Below are 15551 nucleotides of genomic sequence, written 5' to 3' on the forward strand. Positions count from 1 at the left end.
CCGATCGCATGTGGAAAGCCTCGGCAAACCTATCTCCTCCTGTCACCAGCCTCCCCGGTCGGGGGGATTGTTTGCCGACGATAAAACGCTACCATATGAGGATCACAACAACGCCAACATCATCTTGCATGCCGGCATGACAAGGATCTCTTTCAGATTGCGACGCATTGCACAGTGGGTTGCCGCGAGCATCGCGATTGTTGTCGTGGTCGTTATCAATGACCGAAACTCTGTCGATATTCACGCGGGTACCTCTGACGATGAACAACCAGGTTCCATTGGCGACCTCTGGCATCTGACCGTCGCGAAGGCAGAGTCGAATGACCCAACAGCGCGTGAATATTTTTCCTTTACTAGCCAGCACGAGTGCGAGAAGCTTCGGCGAGAACTGCAGCTAGAGAATGCTGGCATAGTATCGGTATGTAGGATCAGCACCATGCGGAATATTTAACGGGGTTTCTAGCCGGTCACGCTTGTCTGATGCCTGGCCGTGGTCGGGCTCCCGTATGGCTTGGCAAAAATCGGGATAAATACTCGATCGTTGAGGCCTGACCTGGCAACTCGAGCGTGCAGTTTCTTTGGTCGACCCCGGGGAGCGCAGCGGCGTCTGTCTCAGGCTTGGTTCCCCTCATTACCACGAGCTTCAGGCCCCAGTTATCGAGTCAGCGCCTCGCGTGCTTGGCGGACCTTCCGGCGCGCCCTCCTTTTCGGCTAGCGTACAATTTGCACTCGCGTGCGTGGCTGTGTAACGGCCCAAGAATCATCCCGATGGCCTTGGCCTACGACAGATAAGTGATTTTAAAGTACCCCAACCTTTTCATGACAGCCAGCGTTGGCCTTGCTATGGCCATCGCCACCATTGGAGCCGGGGCGCTCGTTGAGATGCGCCAGGACGCATTTGCGCGCGCGCAAGAAGCATCCTCCAACCTCTCACTCATCCTTGAGCGAGATATTGCCCGCAATCTGGAGATCTTTGAGCTGTCGATGCACTCCGTGATCGACGGCGTCAAGGATCCGGAAATTCTCCGGTTGAATCCCGCCATCCGCCAATTGGTGCTGTTTGACCGCTCGACGAACGCAACCGACATGGGCTCCCTGTTGGTGACGGACGAGCAAGGCAATCTCGTTCTCGATTCACGCTCCACCCCTCCCCGCCCCGTCAATGTCGCTGACCGCGACTACTTCAAAGTGCATCACGATTCGGCAACGGCTGGGTTGTTTATCAGCCAGCCGTTCCAGCCTCGCTTGACGGAGCAAGCCCAATCGATCGGTTTGAGCCGGCGGTTGTCACATGCGGACGGTAGCTTTGCCGGCATCGTCGTCGGCACGCTGCGCCTCAACTATTTCAAGAGGCTCTTCGAGGGGACGAAGCTCGGCCCTGGGGGCACCATCACATTGCTGCGTGACGATGGCATCGTGTTGATGCGCCGTCCGTATGACCCTGCCACCATCGGCCGTAGCATTGCCGCCAGCGCATCCTTCGCGCCGGTTGCGCAGGCACAGGAAGGATCATTTGTCGGCATTGCCGCGCTGGACGGTAACGAACGGTTATACGATTTCCGCCACGTTGCCGGTTTCCCCCTCGTGGTTGTTATTGGCCTGTCGACCGACGATATTTACGCGGAATGGCGAAAAAGGGCATGGCTGCTCGGCGGACTGATTCTTACGCTAGACATCGCGATCCTTATCCTCTCCATCCTGATTTCCCGGCAGTTCAAGCGCAGGCAAGCGATGGAAGAGCACCTTCGGCTGATGGTCAACACGGACGGGCTGACAGGCATCGGAAGCCGGCGTGCCCTGGACGAGGCCGCGGACATCGAATGGCGCCGGGCATGGCGCAGCCAGCAGCCCTTGTCGTTGCTGATGATCGACGTGGATCATTTCAAGAATTTCAATGACCGTTACGGGCACGCGGGCGGAGATGATGCGCTGGCTGCGGTCGCCCGATGCATTGCCAGCAACATCCGCAGGCCGGGCGATTATGCGGCCCGCTACGGTGGCGAGGAGTTTGCCGTGCTGCTACCCAACACGGGTTTGGACGGAGCTATTGCGGTTGCCGAGAAGATCCGGTCGGCCGTCCAGGATCTGGTTATCCCGAATGCGGGAAGCGCTAACCGGATACTCACGGTCAGTATGGGCGTGGCTTGTGCGGACGGCCGTGCACGTTTCCCTAGTCTGCGGTTTTTCTTCAATGCAAGTGACGAGGCGCTATACAAGGCAAAATCATCCGGACGCAACCGGGTAGCTGTCGCAGAAACGCGGCCGGAGATTCAAGCCCACCGCGAGATCCCGGAGCACTAGGGCCACGGGAAACCACGCGGTCCGCCGGGCGGCCTCGGACAACCGCATCAGCGCCTGGTTGTTCTGTTCGGCGCCGCCGGCCTGCGCCTGCATGCCCTCCTGGCTATTTGCACCCGCGGAGCCAGCGACTGCACCTGGCCGATGAGCATGGGCCGCTCGTAGGGATGGAGGCGGCTGCGCCATCTGCATCATGATGGCGCTGCCCTACCTTGGCGATCCGCCCGGTCAGCCGCTTCAACTCGTCACTGCGGCAGCGCCGGATCAGGAATGCCACCGATTCTGGCATCGACTTGAGGATCAGCGGGATCAGCAACACGGGGAGCCCCGCGGCGATGAATACGGATTGCCATCCGTAGGTCTCGAACAGACCCTTGCCTAGCAGGGCGGCGAGCATGCTCCCGATCGAGTAGCCGCTGAACATCAATGCCACCATCGTGCTGCGCACGCGCTGCGGTGCGTACTCGGTCATCTGCGCGATCACGTTTGGCATGACGCCGCCGATGCCAAGCCCGGCCAGGAAGCGCGCCGCGCCGAACGAGACCGCCGGCATGCCATTTTTATTCCCGGAACCGCGACCTGAAATGGATCCCGTGCTGATTCCGCATGGCAAGCGCCGGCCGTGTGGCCAGTGCACCTCCCATGGCAATCGTCTTCACGGGCAATCGTGTGCGGCAGGAAGATGAGTGAGTGTGGGAGCGGGAATATCTGGCAACGGAGGGACGTCTACGCATTGCATACTAGAGAAGATGGCCTGCGTCCGACTGCCGGGTTAGCCGTTCGGCAGCCGCTGTGCCAGAAGTTCTCTCCATGTTGAGCATCAAGGGGAAGGAAAGTGCAATCAATCATGCGCCGCTTGCAACTCGGATCGGGTGTGGTGCTGCTGATCTATCTCTTTCTCCATCTGGCCAATCATGCACTCGGGATCTGGTCGCTGGATCTTGCCGGGCGCGGTCTCACGCTGGCTCTGCGCCTCTGGCATAGCGTGCCCGGAACGATCCTGCTGTACGGTTCGGCCTCCCTGCATTTTGTACTGGCGCTGCGCACAGTCTATGGGCGCCATCACTGGGTGCTGCCGCCCACCGAATGGATCCGCCTCTGGGCGGGACTCAGCCTCCCTCTATTACTTATCCGCCATGCGGTGGCGACCCGGCTTGCCGCCTCTCTCTACGGCTTCGAACCGAACTATGAGCGGATCGTGATTATGCTGATCACGAGCGGCACGCAGGGCCTGCAGGTTGCGTTGCTTGCCCCGGGCTGGGTACATGGTTGCCTGGGGCTGTGGATCCGCTTGCGCCACTACGCGATAGTGCGCCGCGCCAAGCCTGCACTGCTCGCTCTGCTCGTGTTCGTGCCACTCCTGTCGGCGGCCGGCCTTGTCCGGATGACCCAAGCCGTCGTGGCGAGTCGAGCAAGCCTCCCGGCGCCCGATCCGAAACTGGCTGCGCACCAGCTCGCTCTCGATGCGTGGCGTCACAATCTCCTAATCCTCTACTTGCTGCTGATCATCAGCGCCTTTGTGGCCGGCCAGCTGCGCAATCGACTTGAACGTCGAAAGATCGCGCGAAACATCGCTCAACGCTTGATTCACAGCCCTGAAGAAAACGCGCATACGGTCGAATGATAGGCACTATGTCCACCCTTGAATTTTCTTCCGTGGGCATTAGTTCACCTATAGGTAGTAAAAGAAGACCGATGATAGTGACGCCAACGGCGTTCCGAAACGTGAACTGGTCGCACTTCTTGACCCCACCCGATCCGGATTGGTACATCGCAAAAAAACCGTTCAACTGCCCCCGCCAACCGCATCTTCTTTCGAGAGGCCGTATGGGACCTGCGCGCGTAGTCAAGGCACCTGCTTCGCTCGCCGCCCTAGCCTAGTCGTCCGGCATCCCCTCGACCGCTGACGGCAACACCCATATCGCCGGGCCGCGCGATCCTTACACGGATGGCGCGAAAGCAGGCAAGTTCCACGTTCATTCCGACGGCGCAAAAATCACGGATCGGCACGATCCGTTCACCGACGGCGCGCACAGCAAGGTGATGCTGCTGGCGTCCGCCAGTGCTGAAAAAGTGTCCATCCGTGTTATCTCCGTGGGATGCTGCCGGTCAATGCCAGATATTTAGGATGCGCCCAGACGTAACTAAGCCCGCGGAATCGCGGGCTTAGTTCACTGACTGCCTCTTATTGCCAGGTGGCGCAAGAAGATACACGCACCCCTATGGGGTTCACCCCCACTCAATCATCAACAAGCTCCTGAACCCGCTTGGTTAAAGGGAACAAAAATGATTGACCTAGCTTTTTTATCCAGCCATGGTTCGTAACCCTAACTGGCCGTAGCCGCCACATTGGCCCGCGCCTTATGCAGTTTTTTGTAACTGTCGATCAGGCGGTGGTGCCTATCGAGGCCCTCCAGTTTCATACTCGTTGGCGTCAACCCGAAGAAGCGCACGCTGCCGTCCACTGACCCCATTACGGCGTCCATCCGAGCGTCGCCAAACATCCGACGGAAATTGACCGCGTAGTCGTCTAGTTCCAGGTCGTCGTCGAGCAGCACCTCCAGCACCACATTCAAGGCCTGGTAGAACAATCCACGCTCGACCGTATTGTCGTTGTATTGCAGGAAGGCGCCCACCAGTTCTTGCGCCTCCTCAAATTGCCGCAAGGCGAGATGAATCAGCAGCTTCAACTCGAGAACTGTTAGCTTCCCCCAGTCCGTATTCTCGTCAAATTCGATGCCGATCAAAGTGGCAATATCGGAGTACTCATCCAGCTCACTGTTCTCCAGCCGCTCAAGCAGATCTGCCAGGCCGGCATCGTCCAGGCGATGCACATTCAGAATATCGGCGCGGAACAACAGTGCCTTGTTTGTGTTATCCCAGATCAAATCCTCCACCGGGTAAACTTCCGAATAACCGGGCACTAAAATGCGGCAGGCCACGGCGCCCAACTGGTCATACACCGCCATGTATACCTCCTTGCCCATGTCTTCGAGAATGCCGAACAACGTGGCGGCTTCCTCGGCATTGGAGTTTTCACCTTGGCCAGAAAAATCCCACTCAACAAAGTCGAAATTCGCCTTGGCGCTGAAAAAGCGCCACGACACCACACCGCTGGAATCAATAAAGTGCTCAACAAAGTTATTTGATTCAGTCACGGCGTTACTGACAAAGGTGGGCTGAGGTAAATCGTTCAGGCCCTCAAAACTGCGCCCCTGCAGCAATTCCGTCAGACTCCGTTCCAGCGCCACCTCGAAGCTTGGGTGCGCGCCGAACGAGGCAAAGACACCGCCTGTCCGCGGGTTCATCAAGGTGACGCACATCACCGGATAGGTCCCACCCAGCGACGCGTCCTTTACCAGCACCGGAAAGCCCTGCTCTTCCAACCCCTGAATCCCGGCCAGAATGCCAGGGTATTTCGCCAGCACTTCGTGCGGCACATCAGGCAATGCGATTTCACCTTCCAGAATTTCGCGCTTTACCGCCCGTTCGAAAATTTCGGACAGGCATTGCACCTGCGCTTCAGCCAGCGTATTACCGGCACTCATGCCATTGCTGACGAATAGGTTTTCGACCAGGTTGGACGGAAAATACACCACTTCGCCGTCCGACTGCCGCACATACGGCAGCGAACAGATACCGCGCTGCACATTGCCGGAGTTAGTGTCGTACAGATGCGAGCCATACAACTCGCCATCGGGATTATAAATTTGCAGGCAGTACGCATCCAGAATTTCGGCCGGCAGCGCATCTTCAGGGCCAGGCTTGAACCAGCGCTCGTTCGGGTAGTGAACAAACGCCGCATTGGCGATGTCTTCACCCCAAAACGTACCACCATAGAAATGGTTGCAATTCAGGCGCTCGATAAACTCCCCCAACGCCGATGCCAGTGCGCTTTCCTTGGTCGCACCCTTGCCATTGGTAAAACACATCGGCGAGTGCGCATCGCGGATATGCAGCGACCACACATTGGGAACGATATTGCGCCATGAAGCGATTTCAATCTTCATGCCCAGATCCGCCAAAATGCCCGACATATTGGCGATGGTTTGCTCCAACGGCAGATCCTTGCCCGCAATATAGGTGCTGGCGTCAGATGCCGGCGTCAACATCAGCAACGACTGAGCATCGGCATCCAGGTTCTCTACTTCTTCGATGACAAACTCGGGGCCGGCTTGCACCACTTTTTTCACCGTACAACGCTCGATAGAGCGCAAAATACCTCGACGGTCCGCCTCCGAGATATCCGCCGGTAACTCAACCTGAATCTTGAAAATCTGTTGATAACGATTTTCCGGATCAACAATATTATTCTGCGACAGGCGGATATTCTCGGTAGGAATATTGCGGGTTACGCAGTACAACTTCACGAAGTAAGCGGCACACAAGGCCGATGAGGCCAGAAAATAATCAAAAGGACCAGGCGCCGAGCCGTCGCCCTTATAACGGATAGGCTGGTCGGCCACTACGGTGAAGTCATCGAACTTAGCTTCAAGACGTAGCTTATCGAGAAAGTTGACTTTAATTTCCATGGGGGAATTCTGAAAATGGTGCACAAAATGACGTAGCCACTACTATCCGCCGCCACGCTGGTGCCGTGCAATGCATCGAAGCTTTCGCAAACGCTGCCGCATACGGATAATTTTTCAGGCGAACGCCATGGCGCGGGACATGGCTGGGATCGGCGAGCTTCCATGTGCCACGCCGACCTCCACGGCAGCGCCAAGTGCCGTTGTACCAAACTGAATCGCCACGAGTTCCTCCAACACTCTCCAGAATGCGAGAACTACCAGGCGACAATCCGAAATATAAAGCCCTGTGAAAACAGGGCTTTAATAGTCAATCAACTAGCGAATCATGTTTCCCAACGGGAATTCCACCCCCACTCCATCATCAACAGGCCGCCCAGACCCGCGTGGTTAGGGGATTGGCAGCGATTAGCATGGGACTTTATCGTCGCTTTTACCGTCGGCCGCGCTGAACTTTTGCTGGTGCGGGAGATGGAGCGATTTGCGGGGCGACGACGCTGGCCACGCCATTATAAATCAACCCAGAGGATACAAAAGGTGCCGTGCCCTGCCCGCCCTCCGCCGACCTGCCGGGCTACGCCAATCGGGGGACACAGATACGGTCTGATCACGATCGTGGTATCGACGGCACGCCAAGAGTGGCATCACCTATTTCCGGAGAAGGCGGCCCGAGTTTTGAAGACGAAGTCGCGGTGAGTGCCGAGGCCACAGGCCAAGTCGGCCTGCCCCGGGAAAGTCCGTGGATTCGTCGCCAAGTAGTCTCGCAGATGCGCTTCCATCACGAACAGGCTGGATCCGTATGGGTCCGGACTCGCGTCCATGGCCTCTCCTTGAGTGGTAAATGTGGGGGTCGAATTGACGGCTCGTCATATCCCCGTGCGTTTGCACTCAACCCTTGGGTATGTTTAGCCTGCCGCGTACGAGGCCAAGCCCTCAGCAAAACGCCCCATCTGCCTGTCCGGTAGAACTTTCCTACTACACCTGCACTACGACGTCCATTCTCCGAACTGGTCGACGGTGGTGGGAGCCTCCTCCTACCTCTTTGCAACAAGCCGAGATCCACCAATCAACGCACGAATCAACGTCGGAGGCAGCTTGCCTTCCGCCCACTCCCGACCCGGCGACTTACCGTCCATCATGAATGTCCATCACGACGAGTGATCGCTTGGAGCTCCACCTGCAAGCTCACGCGCCCCAACTTCACCGCACTTACAAGACGATACTGGCAGAGCCGCGCTCTCATTGCAGCGGAGTGATCTTGCTAATCGCACAGTTGCCAGCATCGGCCACGTAGACGTTGCCGCCGGCGTCGATCGAAGTACCAAAAGAGGCTTTAAACGAAGCGGCGGTACCGGTACCATCGGCCGACCCAGATGTTGTCGAACCCTCCAGGGTCGTGACTATGCATTCGGATGTCCGGTCCGCAGCAGACACGCGACGGTTCGCCGGCCCGGCCGCCGTTATACTTCGGTTTGCGCAGCCGTTTCGAGCGCGTCGTCCACTTCGATACCAAGGTAGGCCTCGCTAACCGGCTCCGCGGCGAGTCAGTCACTGGGCATGCGCGATTTGGGCTGGGGCAAATCCCAATCGCGCCAGTCATCTTTGTGAAAAAGTGCTTCTTCGATAATTCGCGTATGGGAACCGAAGGGGCTATATGCACCTGACTTTCGATGTGGGCACCATTATTCTTCTGCACAACACCTCGTTGATTGCAGGCGCCGCTGCGATATTGCATAGCCGCAAGCGTTCGTCCCGGCCCACGGGTCTAGGGCGTCTCGCCGTTGCTTTGATTGCCTTGGCAATCGGTGCAGTGCTGGCTGCGTTTGGGGAGCGGGCCGCCTTACCGCTTTGGCTGTGGACGCATTTGAGTCTTCTTTTAGGGACGATCGCCTATCCGCTGCTCTGGGACGGCATACGGCGCCTAAGTGGTCGCCGCCGGAGCCATTACTGGATTGTCATACTCGTGCCGGCGGTGTGGTTCATATTTGGCATAGTGTCGGGATTCCCGCTTGTGAATTCTCAGCGGGCGAGCGTCTTTCACCTGACCGCGGTAATGTCCCTGGCGGCTTCGGCAGTCGAGATATGGCTGGACCGACATAGCGAGCCACTGCCTGCGCGTCGTCCGTTGGCTGCGTGCCTCCTGGTGAGTGCGCTGATCTATGCTGTTCGCCTCGTTTGCATCGTTCTCGATATTCCATCGGAATTTGACTTTTCGGCTGCCTTTTTTCTTCAGATATTCTTCAATTTCTGGATTGCGCTGCTGGTTGTGACGCTCGTCAGGGAGCGGCGCGAGGCGGGTCTTCAGCTTGCAGCGGACACCGATGCGCTGACCGGCGTCGGTAACCGCCGCTGGTTCCTGGGGCGCCTTCCCCCAGCGCCGCTCGCAAACAGCGCTCTCGCAATCCTGGATGTGGACCACTTCAAGCAGATCAACGACAGATTCGGACATCCTGTGGGGGACCTCGTACTGGCGTCGGTGGCTACAGCTGTCCGAGATGGATTGCGGGAGGGAGACGTCCTTGCGCGATACGGGGGCGAGGAGTTCGCGCTCTTTCTTCCGAACGTCGACGAGCAAGATGCCAGAGCGGTCGCTGAACGGCTTCGCAAGCGAATCGAAGCAATGTCCATTGTGATCGACGGCGGGCGCGTTAGCGTTAGCGTTACCGCGAGCATCGGTGTGGCCTGGAGCGACCGGAATGGCGGGGCGTGGGAAGCCTGGATAAAGACAGCAGACAGTGCTTGTTATGCGGCGAAGGGCGGCGGGCGCAACCTCGTGAAGACGAGCGCCGTGTAGATCCAGCCACCCCAAGCCGAGGTCGGGAGCGGCATCGAGACGTCTTAACGACGCCACTCATCGCGAGATGCAATGCGCGATCTTGCCGTCCGGGTGCGTGATATCGACAATGTAGTCGAGTCCGATGAATGCAGTGTTTGTCATGGTCTGTGTCGAACCGTTGCGGTGAGGTGGCCAGCATGGTCTCTGGCCACCTGAGATGTCAAAGCGGCTCTTCTACGGCCAAAACCCAGGGACGCGCCTCACGCAGCGCCGCCTGGTACGCCTCGATCTCGGCCCGGCGCTTCAAAGTCAGGCCAATGGCATCGAGCCCTTCGAGCAGCAGGGTGCGTTCGCTCGGGGGTACGATGAACGGCAAGCAGCGGCCCTGCGGGTGCTGCACCGTGCAGGACTCAAGATCGACGGTCAGCTCCAGCACCTCCCGCTCGGCTTCGGCGGCCAGCACGGCAATTTCATTCGCGGGCAGCACCACCGGCAGCACGCCATTGCGGTAGCAGTTGCTCTGGAAGATCGCGCCGAACGACGGCGCGATGACGCAGCGAAGGCCAAACTGCCGCACCGCCCAGACGGCGGCCTCGCGCGAGGATCCGCTGCCGAAGTTCTCGCCGGTCAGCAGGATCGTCGCCCGGCGGTAGGGTTCGCGATTGAGCACAAAGTCGGGGCGCTCGACGCGCTGTCCGTTCCCGCTCCCGCTGGCTTCATAGCGCCAAGGCGCGAGCAGCTTCTCACCATAGCCATCTCGCCCGGGTGAGTTGATCTCGCGCGAGGGAATGAGAAGGTCGGTATCGATGTTGGCTCGCATCAGCGCAGCGGCGATTCCCTTCAGTTGGATGAACTGTTCCATGTGATGCTCCCTAGCGCAGCAGCGGGCGTGGATCGGCGATGCAGCCGGCGACGGCTGAGGCGGCCACCGTTGCCGGGCTGGCCAGGTGAGAGCGCACGCCCGGGCCCTGCCTGCCCTCGAAGTTGCGGTTGGTGCTGGTGATCACGCGGCGCCCCGGCTTGCCAGGCTGGTCGAAGTTATCGCCGCCGGCGAAGAAGCACAACGAGCAGCCGCTTTCGCGCCACTCGAAGCCAGCTTCCGTGAACACGCGATCCAGGCCCTCGCTTTCTGCGGCATGCTTCACACTGGTCGATCCGGGCACCACGATGGCCTTTACGCCAGGGCGCACGCGTCGTCCTCGCACCACCTGCGCGGCGGCGCGCAGGTCGGGCAGGCGGCTATTGGTGCAGGAGCCGATGAAAGCCGCATCGATGGGAGTCCCCAGCATCGGCTGCCCGGGGTGCAGCTCCATATAGCGCAGCGCGCGCTCGGCATCCGCGTCGGCGGGAGGCGGCACTGTGCCGGTGATGCCCACGACCTGGCCGGGATGGGTTCCCCAGCTCACCTGGGGAACGAGCTCCGCGCAGTCCAGCTCCAGTTCCTTGTCCCAGTGCGCGTCGTCGTCCGAGCGCAGCGCGAGCCAATCCGAAACCGCTGCATCCCAGGCGGCACCTGAAGGGGCAAAGGGTCGCCCCGCCAGCCATTCGACGGTACGCGCGTCTGGCGCCACCAGACCAGTCCAGGCGCCGAACTCGACGGCCATATTACATAGGGTCAGCCGCCCCTCAACGTCCAGCGTCCGCACTGCCTCGCCCGAAAATTCGATGGCATGCCCGTCGCCACCGCTGACGCCGAACCTGCCGATCAAGGCCAGCACCATGTCCTTGGCCGACACCGCCGGCCCGAGGCTGCCCTGGAACGATACCCGCATCGTCCGTGGCTTGCTTCGCACCAGACACTGCGTGGCGACAGCGTGCTCGCCTTCGGTAGTGCCGATGCCCCATGCCAGCGCGCCAATGCCCCCAACAGTGCAGGTATGGCTGTCGCAGCAGACCAGGGTGGTGCCCGGCAAGGCGATGCCCAGCTCTGGGGAGATCACGTGCGCGATGCCCTGGCGTGGAGTGCCCAGGTCGAACAGGCGGATGCCCGAGCGCCGCGTGGCGGCGCGAAAGGCCTCAATGAAGCTGCGCCCGCCCCGAACCAGCGTGTCGTCGCCCCGGCCCGGCTGAGTGTCGACAATGTGGTCCATGGTGCCGAACACAAGGCTCGGATGCGCCACGCGATGCCCCCCCTCCTCCAGGCCGGCCAGCACGCGCGGCCCGGCGCGGTCGTGCAGGAAGACCCGGTCGACATGTAGCAGCGCCTGCTCGCCCTCCAGCTGGCCCACAACGTGCTGGTCCCAGATCTTCTCGATGATGTTGCGCGGTGATGCATACATAATGCTCACCTCACCGTGCGGTGCCGGGATGCTGCAGCCCGGCCAAATAGCGCTGCTCCAGCGCGAACACCTCCTTGAAGCCGACCAGCTCGAGCTGCTCGCGAAAGTCCGCCAACCGCGCGCCGGGGCCACCGGCGTAACCGTTGGCACGCAGCGCCGCCAGCGCGTCGCGCATGCCCTGGATGGCCGCCAGCATCAGCGTGGCGGGCAGGCTCACGCGCGCGATGCCGATGCCCTGCATCTCCTCGAACGTGAAGGCTTCGGGCGACTTGCCGCCTTCGACCACATTGATCGCCACTGGCCCGCGAATTCCCTGCACGGCCTGCCGCGCCAGCTCCTTGGACGTCATGCCGTCCACGAAGATCATGGTCGCCCCCGCCTCCAGGTAGGCATTGCCGCGACGGATCACTTCCTCGATGCCGCCTACGGCAAGCGCGTCCGTACGCGCGTTGATCACGAAATCCGGATCCGTGCGCGCCTCGGCGCAAGCGCGAATCTTCTGCACTGCTTCGTCCAGCGGCACGATGGATTTGCCCTCCAGGTGGCCGCAGCGCTTGGGCATGACCTGGTCCTCGATATTGACGCCCGCGCAGCCAATGCGCTCAAAGGCCTTGACCGCATACCAAGCGTTGACGGCATTGCCGAAGCCGGTATCGCCGTCGGCCATGACCGGCAGGTCGATGGCGTCGACTATCTGCTGCGTGGCCGCGACCATATCGGACAGCGAGAGGAAGCTGTAGTCCGGCAGTCCCAGCCGGCTCACGGAAATGCCGAAGCCGGAGCACTGCACCGCGGGAAAACCCGCCTCCTGCGCGATGCGGGCGGACAGGGGGTCAAAGGCACCGGGCATGACAAGGAGTTCCGGCGCGTGGATCAGTTTCTGGAGTAATGCAGTCTTTCGCATGATGAGTCTTGGTGGTCGTGGTTCGCACAGTATGTATGCATGTTTTTATATTTTCAAGAAATAAAGTAATCATGAAGCATTAATTACGCTAACATGCATACATACAGAAGAAAGGAGACCTGCACATGCCAAGCCTGAAATCCCTACGCCGGACTCGCCCCGTCCTGCTGCTCGCGCTCGTCGGCACCATCTGCCCCGCCTGCTGGGCGCACGCCGAAACGAGCGTTGCATGGCCCGCGCGACCGCTCTCGCTGGTCGTGCCATTCCCTGCCGGCGGGACCACCGACACGATCGCCCGCCTGCTGTCGAAGAACCTGTCCCGGCAGTTGGGCCAATCCGTGGTGGTGGAGAACAAGAGCGGCGCCAGCGGCACGCTGGGTGCCGCGCAGGTCTTGCGCGCGCCGGCGGACGGCTATTCCCTGCTGCTGGGGACGCCCGCCGAGCAGATCAACGCACCCTTGCTGATGGCGCGCCCGCCCTACGATCCGGCGCGCGACTTCACGCCGGTCGGCTGCGTCAGCCGCGGCCCGAACGTGCTCGTCGTCAATGCGGCATCGAAGGCGAAGACCTTGGCGGACCTGCTGCGCATGGCACGGGCGCAGCCCGGGCAGATCAATTTCGGCAGCGCGGGCAATGGCAACACTTCCCACCTGTCTGGCGAACTGTTCGCGCAGGCGGCCGGCGTCGTGCTCACGCACATCCCCTATCGCGGCAATGCCCCGGCCATCGCGGACACCATCGGCGGCCAGGTACAGATGATGTTTTCCAATCCGGCCACCGTGCTGCCCCATATCCGCAGCGGCACGCTGCGGCCGCTCGCGGTAACGTCGCGCGCGCGGATCGCGTCGCTGCCGGACGTGCCCACGCTGACGGAGGCGGGCATCCCGGTGGAGATCTATAGCTGGACCTGCCTGTTCACGCGGGCCGAAACGCCGAAGGAGATCGTCGGCAAGCTGCATGGCGCTCTCGCGCAGGCGCTCGATGACGGGCAGCTCGCCCAGGCGATCGAGGCCAGCGGAGCAGAGAAATTCCCCTCGACACCCGAGCAGACCAGCCGGTTCCTTGCCGGCGAGCGGACAATGTGGGGTAATCTCATCCGCAGCCGACACATCCACACCGACTGAATCCTAAATCCAGAACGATGTCTTCACCCGAAACTTCCCGGACCCGCGCACTATCAGTCGCGGATACCCTGCGCAACCGCATCTTCGACGGCGAGATTCCGCCCGGGTCCCACTTGATGGAGGTCACACTGGCCCAGGAGTTGGGCGTCTCCCGCACGCCGGTGCGCGATGCGCTGGCCCGGCTCGCCGACGAGGGCTTGCTGGTCTACCAGCCCAATCGCGGCTTCCTGGTCCGCCGCTTCCAGCCCAAGGACATCAAGGACGCCTTCACCGTGCGGGCCACGCTCGAGGGCTTGGGCTGCCGGCTGATCGGCGAGCGCGGCTTGCTGCATGCCGAACAGGAGCGCCTGGGCGGCCTCCTGGCGGCTCAGCGGCGGGTGCTGCACGAGCAAGAGTGGAACGACCAGCAGGCCCTGCAGTGGCAGAACATGAATCTCGACTTTCACTACGCGCTGCTGGAGTTGGCGGACAACAGCTGGCTGACCGACGCCGTGCGCCGCGCGCGGCAGTTGCCCATCATCTTTGACAGCAAATCGCATCCCCACGACCATGACGCCCTGATGCTGCTGTACCAGCGCGACCACAGTCGGCAGGCGCTCGCGGAGCACTACCGCATCGTGGACGCGCTGGCGCTGCGCGAGGTCGGCCGCGCCGAGGCACTGATGCGCGAGCACATCCTGACCAATCGTGACGTGCTGATCCGCGCCCTGGGGACGAACAGGCTGGGCGCAGCGGCGCAGGTGCCCGGCAGCGGCTCCGATCAAGCCGTGTGCGGCACATAGCACGCCAATTGCCGAAGGAACATTTGTCCGTCTATGTCGTTCACACTTATTCGACCGGGCATAAGGAATGGGCGGTATCCACAAGCGCGGAGTACGCTCCGGTTGGCGCCTCCTTTTCCGATGCATAGGCACCGCAGTCCCTCCTTCTCGCGTGCAGTAACGCGCGCCGCGGCGTGTTGACACCCCCGACGGCGCGCCGCCCGGTCTGCGTCGCACAGTAGTCCAGGGTCTGACGCAGCACCGTATCCACGCTGCGCAGCGAAATGCCATGGCGTGCAGCCACTTCCTCGCGGGTCAGTTCCTCCAGGCGCAAGCCCACCAGCACGCGCCGGTGGCGGCCCGGGACGTTCTCCAGCGCGCGATCGAGCGCCGCCAGATCCGAGCGCGCTTCCACGACGGCTTCCGGCCCCGGTCCTTGGTCGGCAAGATGCTCGAACACGGTGTCTGCATCGAGCGGCGATGGCCAAATGCGACGGTCACGCAACTGATCCGTCGCGAGGTTGCAAGCGACGCGATACACGTAAGCCTCGGCGCTACGTACCGCGTCAGGAAGTGTCGCGCTCCCCAGGCGCAGCCACGCCTCCTGCAGGCTGTCGCGCGCCGTATCGGGGCAACCAACATGGCGCGTCAGACGTCGACGGAGCTGGTCATAGTTCGATACCAGGAAGTCGCGCAGGACGACCCCGGACTCACCAGCATGGGAGGCCGCACCGGCCGCGCCGCCAGTTGTCCCGAGCGCCTTGACGCAATGCGCAATGCTCGTATCCATGAGACGTCTATCTCCGTGTTCCACTACGAAGTCCTCAACCGCACAGGTGATTCCAGCGCGAACGCTCCCGCCTCGACGACGCAATGCCGA

11 protein-coding genes and 2 pseudogenes are annotated in these 15551 nt (G+C 61.1%); 6 read left to right on the forward strand and 7 right to left on the reverse strand.

All coding sequences use genetic code 11. The annotated features are described in order from the left end of the window. Positions 1–10 precede the first annotated feature (10 nt). A complete protein-coding gene (locus AC1RQC_RS01005) occupies positions 11–451 on the forward strand; it encodes a hypothetical protein (RefSeq protein ID WP_492882296.1) in 441 nt (146 codons plus the stop codon). 392 nt (positions 452–843) lie between these two features. After that, positions 844–2301 carry a sensor domain-containing diguanylate cyclase gene (locus AC1RQC_RS01010; protein ID WP_492808557.1) on the forward strand — a complete coding sequence of 486 codons (1458 nt, stop codon included), beginning with the start codon at positions 844–846 and terminating at the stop codon, positions 2299–2301. On the opposite strand, the pseudogene AC1RQC_RS01015 reads toward AC1RQC_RS01010, so the two are convergent. Both AC1RQC_RS01015 and AC1RQC_RS01020 read right to left on the reverse strand, forming a co-directional pair. Further along, positions 2224–2447, reverse strand: a pseudogene (locus tag AC1RQC_RS01015) (hypothetical protein); the annotation flags it as partial. The gene AC1RQC_RS01010 and the pseudogene AC1RQC_RS01015 overlap by 78 nt on opposite strands. Then, a pseudogene (locus AC1RQC_RS01020) lies at positions 2426–2842 on the reverse strand (MFS transporter); the annotation flags it as partial. The pseudogenes AC1RQC_RS01015 and AC1RQC_RS01020, both read right to left, overlap by 22 nt. A gap of 303 nt (positions 2843–3145) precedes the next feature. On the opposite strand from AC1RQC_RS01020, the gene AC1RQC_RS01025 reads away from it, so the two are divergent. Continuing rightward, the gene (locus AC1RQC_RS01025) at positions 3146–3922 is read left to right on the forward strand and encodes a hypothetical protein (RefSeq protein WP_492372465.1); all 777 of its coding nucleotides are present in this window, start codon (positions 3146–3148) and stop codon (positions 3920–3922) included. Positions 3923–4625: 703 nt separating this feature from the next. On the opposite strand, the gene AC1RQC_RS01030 is transcribed toward AC1RQC_RS01025, so the two are convergent. Further along, positions 4626–6830 carry an OsmC domain/YcaO domain-containing protein gene (locus AC1RQC_RS01030; protein ID WP_492882297.1) on the reverse strand — a complete coding sequence of 735 codons (2205 nt, stop codon included), beginning with the start codon at positions 6828–6830 and terminating at the stop codon, positions 4626–4628. 1651 nt (positions 6831–8481) lie between these two features. Here AC1RQC_RS01030 and AC1RQC_RS01035 point away from each other — a divergent pair. Further along, complete coding sequence (locus tag AC1RQC_RS01035) at positions 8482–9621, forward strand: GGDEF domain-containing protein (RefSeq protein ID WP_492372460.1); 1140 nt, start codon at positions 8482–8484, stop codon at positions 9619–9621. Between the two features lie 202 nt (positions 9622–9823). On the opposite strand, the gene leuD is transcribed toward AC1RQC_RS01035, so the two are convergent. The 3 genes from leuD to AC1RQC_RS01050 are packed head-to-tail and all read right to left on the reverse strand — an operon-like array spanning position 9824 to position 12786. Further along, a complete protein-coding gene (leuD, locus tag AC1RQC_RS01040) occupies positions 9824–10465 on the reverse strand; it encodes a 3-isopropylmalate dehydratase small subunit (RefSeq protein ID WP_492372459.1) in 642 nt (213 codons plus the stop codon). Between the two features lie 10 nt (positions 10466–10475). Further along, positions 10476–11882 (reverse strand): 3-isopropylmalate dehydratase large subunit, encoded by a 1407-nt coding sequence (locus AC1RQC_RS01045; protein WP_492882298.1) that lies wholly within the window; start codon positions 11880–11882, stop codon positions 10476–10478. A gap of 10 nt (positions 11883–11892) precedes the next feature. Next, positions 11893–12786, reverse strand: coding sequence for an isocitrate lyase/PEP mutase family protein (locus AC1RQC_RS01050; RefSeq protein ID WP_492808568.1), 894 nt, complete (start codon positions 12784–12786; stop codon positions 11893–11895). A gap of 125 nt (positions 12787–12911) precedes the next feature. Here AC1RQC_RS01050 and AC1RQC_RS01055 point away from each other — a divergent pair, with 125 nt between their 5' ends. Beyond that, positions 12912–13910 (forward strand): Bug family tripartite tricarboxylate transporter substrate binding protein, encoded by a 999-nt coding sequence (locus tag AC1RQC_RS01055; protein ID WP_492808569.1) that lies wholly within the window; start codon positions 12912–12914, stop codon positions 13908–13910. A 17-nt stretch (positions 13911–13927) separates the two neighbouring features. Then, a complete protein-coding gene (locus tag AC1RQC_RS01060; RefSeq protein ID WP_492372455.1) occupies positions 13928–14692 on the forward strand; it encodes a GntR family transcriptional regulator in 765 nt (254 codons plus the stop codon). Positions 14693–14738: 46 nt separating this feature from the next. On the opposite strand, the gene AC1RQC_RS01065 is transcribed toward AC1RQC_RS01060, so the two are convergent. Beyond that, positions 14739–15461, reverse strand: a complete 723-nt coding sequence (locus AC1RQC_RS01065; protein WP_492882299.1) for an RNA polymerase sigma factor — start codon at positions 15459–15461, stop codon at positions 14739–14741. Between the last annotated feature and the right edge of the window lie 90 nt (positions 15462–15551).

This window comes from Cupriavidus sp. GW822-FHT03E04 (assembly GCF_058801495.1).

What these genes read in the sequence shown, in the direction of transcription:
- AC1RQC_RS01060 (WP_492372455.1), top strand. Translation starts at nt 13,928, where the DNA reads ATGTCTTCACCCGAAACTTCCCGGACCCGCGCACTATCAGTCGCGGAT.
- AC1RQC_RS01025 (WP_492372465.1), top strand. Translation starts at nt 3,146, where the DNA reads ATGCGCCGCTTGCAACTCGGATCGGGTGTGGTGCTGCTGATCTATCTC.
- leuD (WP_492372459.1), bottom strand. Translation starts at nt 10,465, where the DNA reads ATGGAACAGTTCATCCAACTGAAGGGAATCGCCGCTGCGCTGATGCGA.
- AC1RQC_RS01055 (WP_492808569.1), top strand. Translation starts at nt 12,912, where the DNA reads ATGCCAAGCCTGAAATCCCTACGCCGGACTCGCCCCGTCCTGCTGCTC.
- AC1RQC_RS01065 (WP_492882299.1), bottom strand. Translation starts at nt 15,461, where the DNA reads ATGGATACGAGCATTGCGCATTGCGTCAAGGCGCTCGGGACAACTGGC.
- AC1RQC_RS01045 (WP_492882298.1), bottom strand. Translation starts at nt 11,882, where the DNA reads ATGTATGCATCACCGCGCAACATCATCGAGAAGATCTGGGACCAGCAC.
- AC1RQC_RS01035 (WP_492372460.1), top strand. Translation starts at nt 8,482, where the DNA reads ATGCACCTGACTTTCGATGTGGGCACCATTATTCTTCTGCACAACACC.
- AC1RQC_RS01030 (WP_492882297.1), bottom strand. Translation starts at nt 6,830, where the DNA reads ATGGAAATTAAAGTCAACTTTCTCGATAAGCTACGTCTTGAAGCTAAG.
- AC1RQC_RS01010 (WP_492808557.1), top strand. Translation starts at nt 844, where the DNA reads ATGGCCATCGCCACCATTGGAGCCGGGGCGCTCGTTGAGATGCGCCAG.
- AC1RQC_RS01050 (WP_492808568.1), bottom strand. Translation starts at nt 12,786, where the DNA reads ATGCGAAAGACTGCATTACTCCAGAAACTGATCCACGCGCCGGAACTC.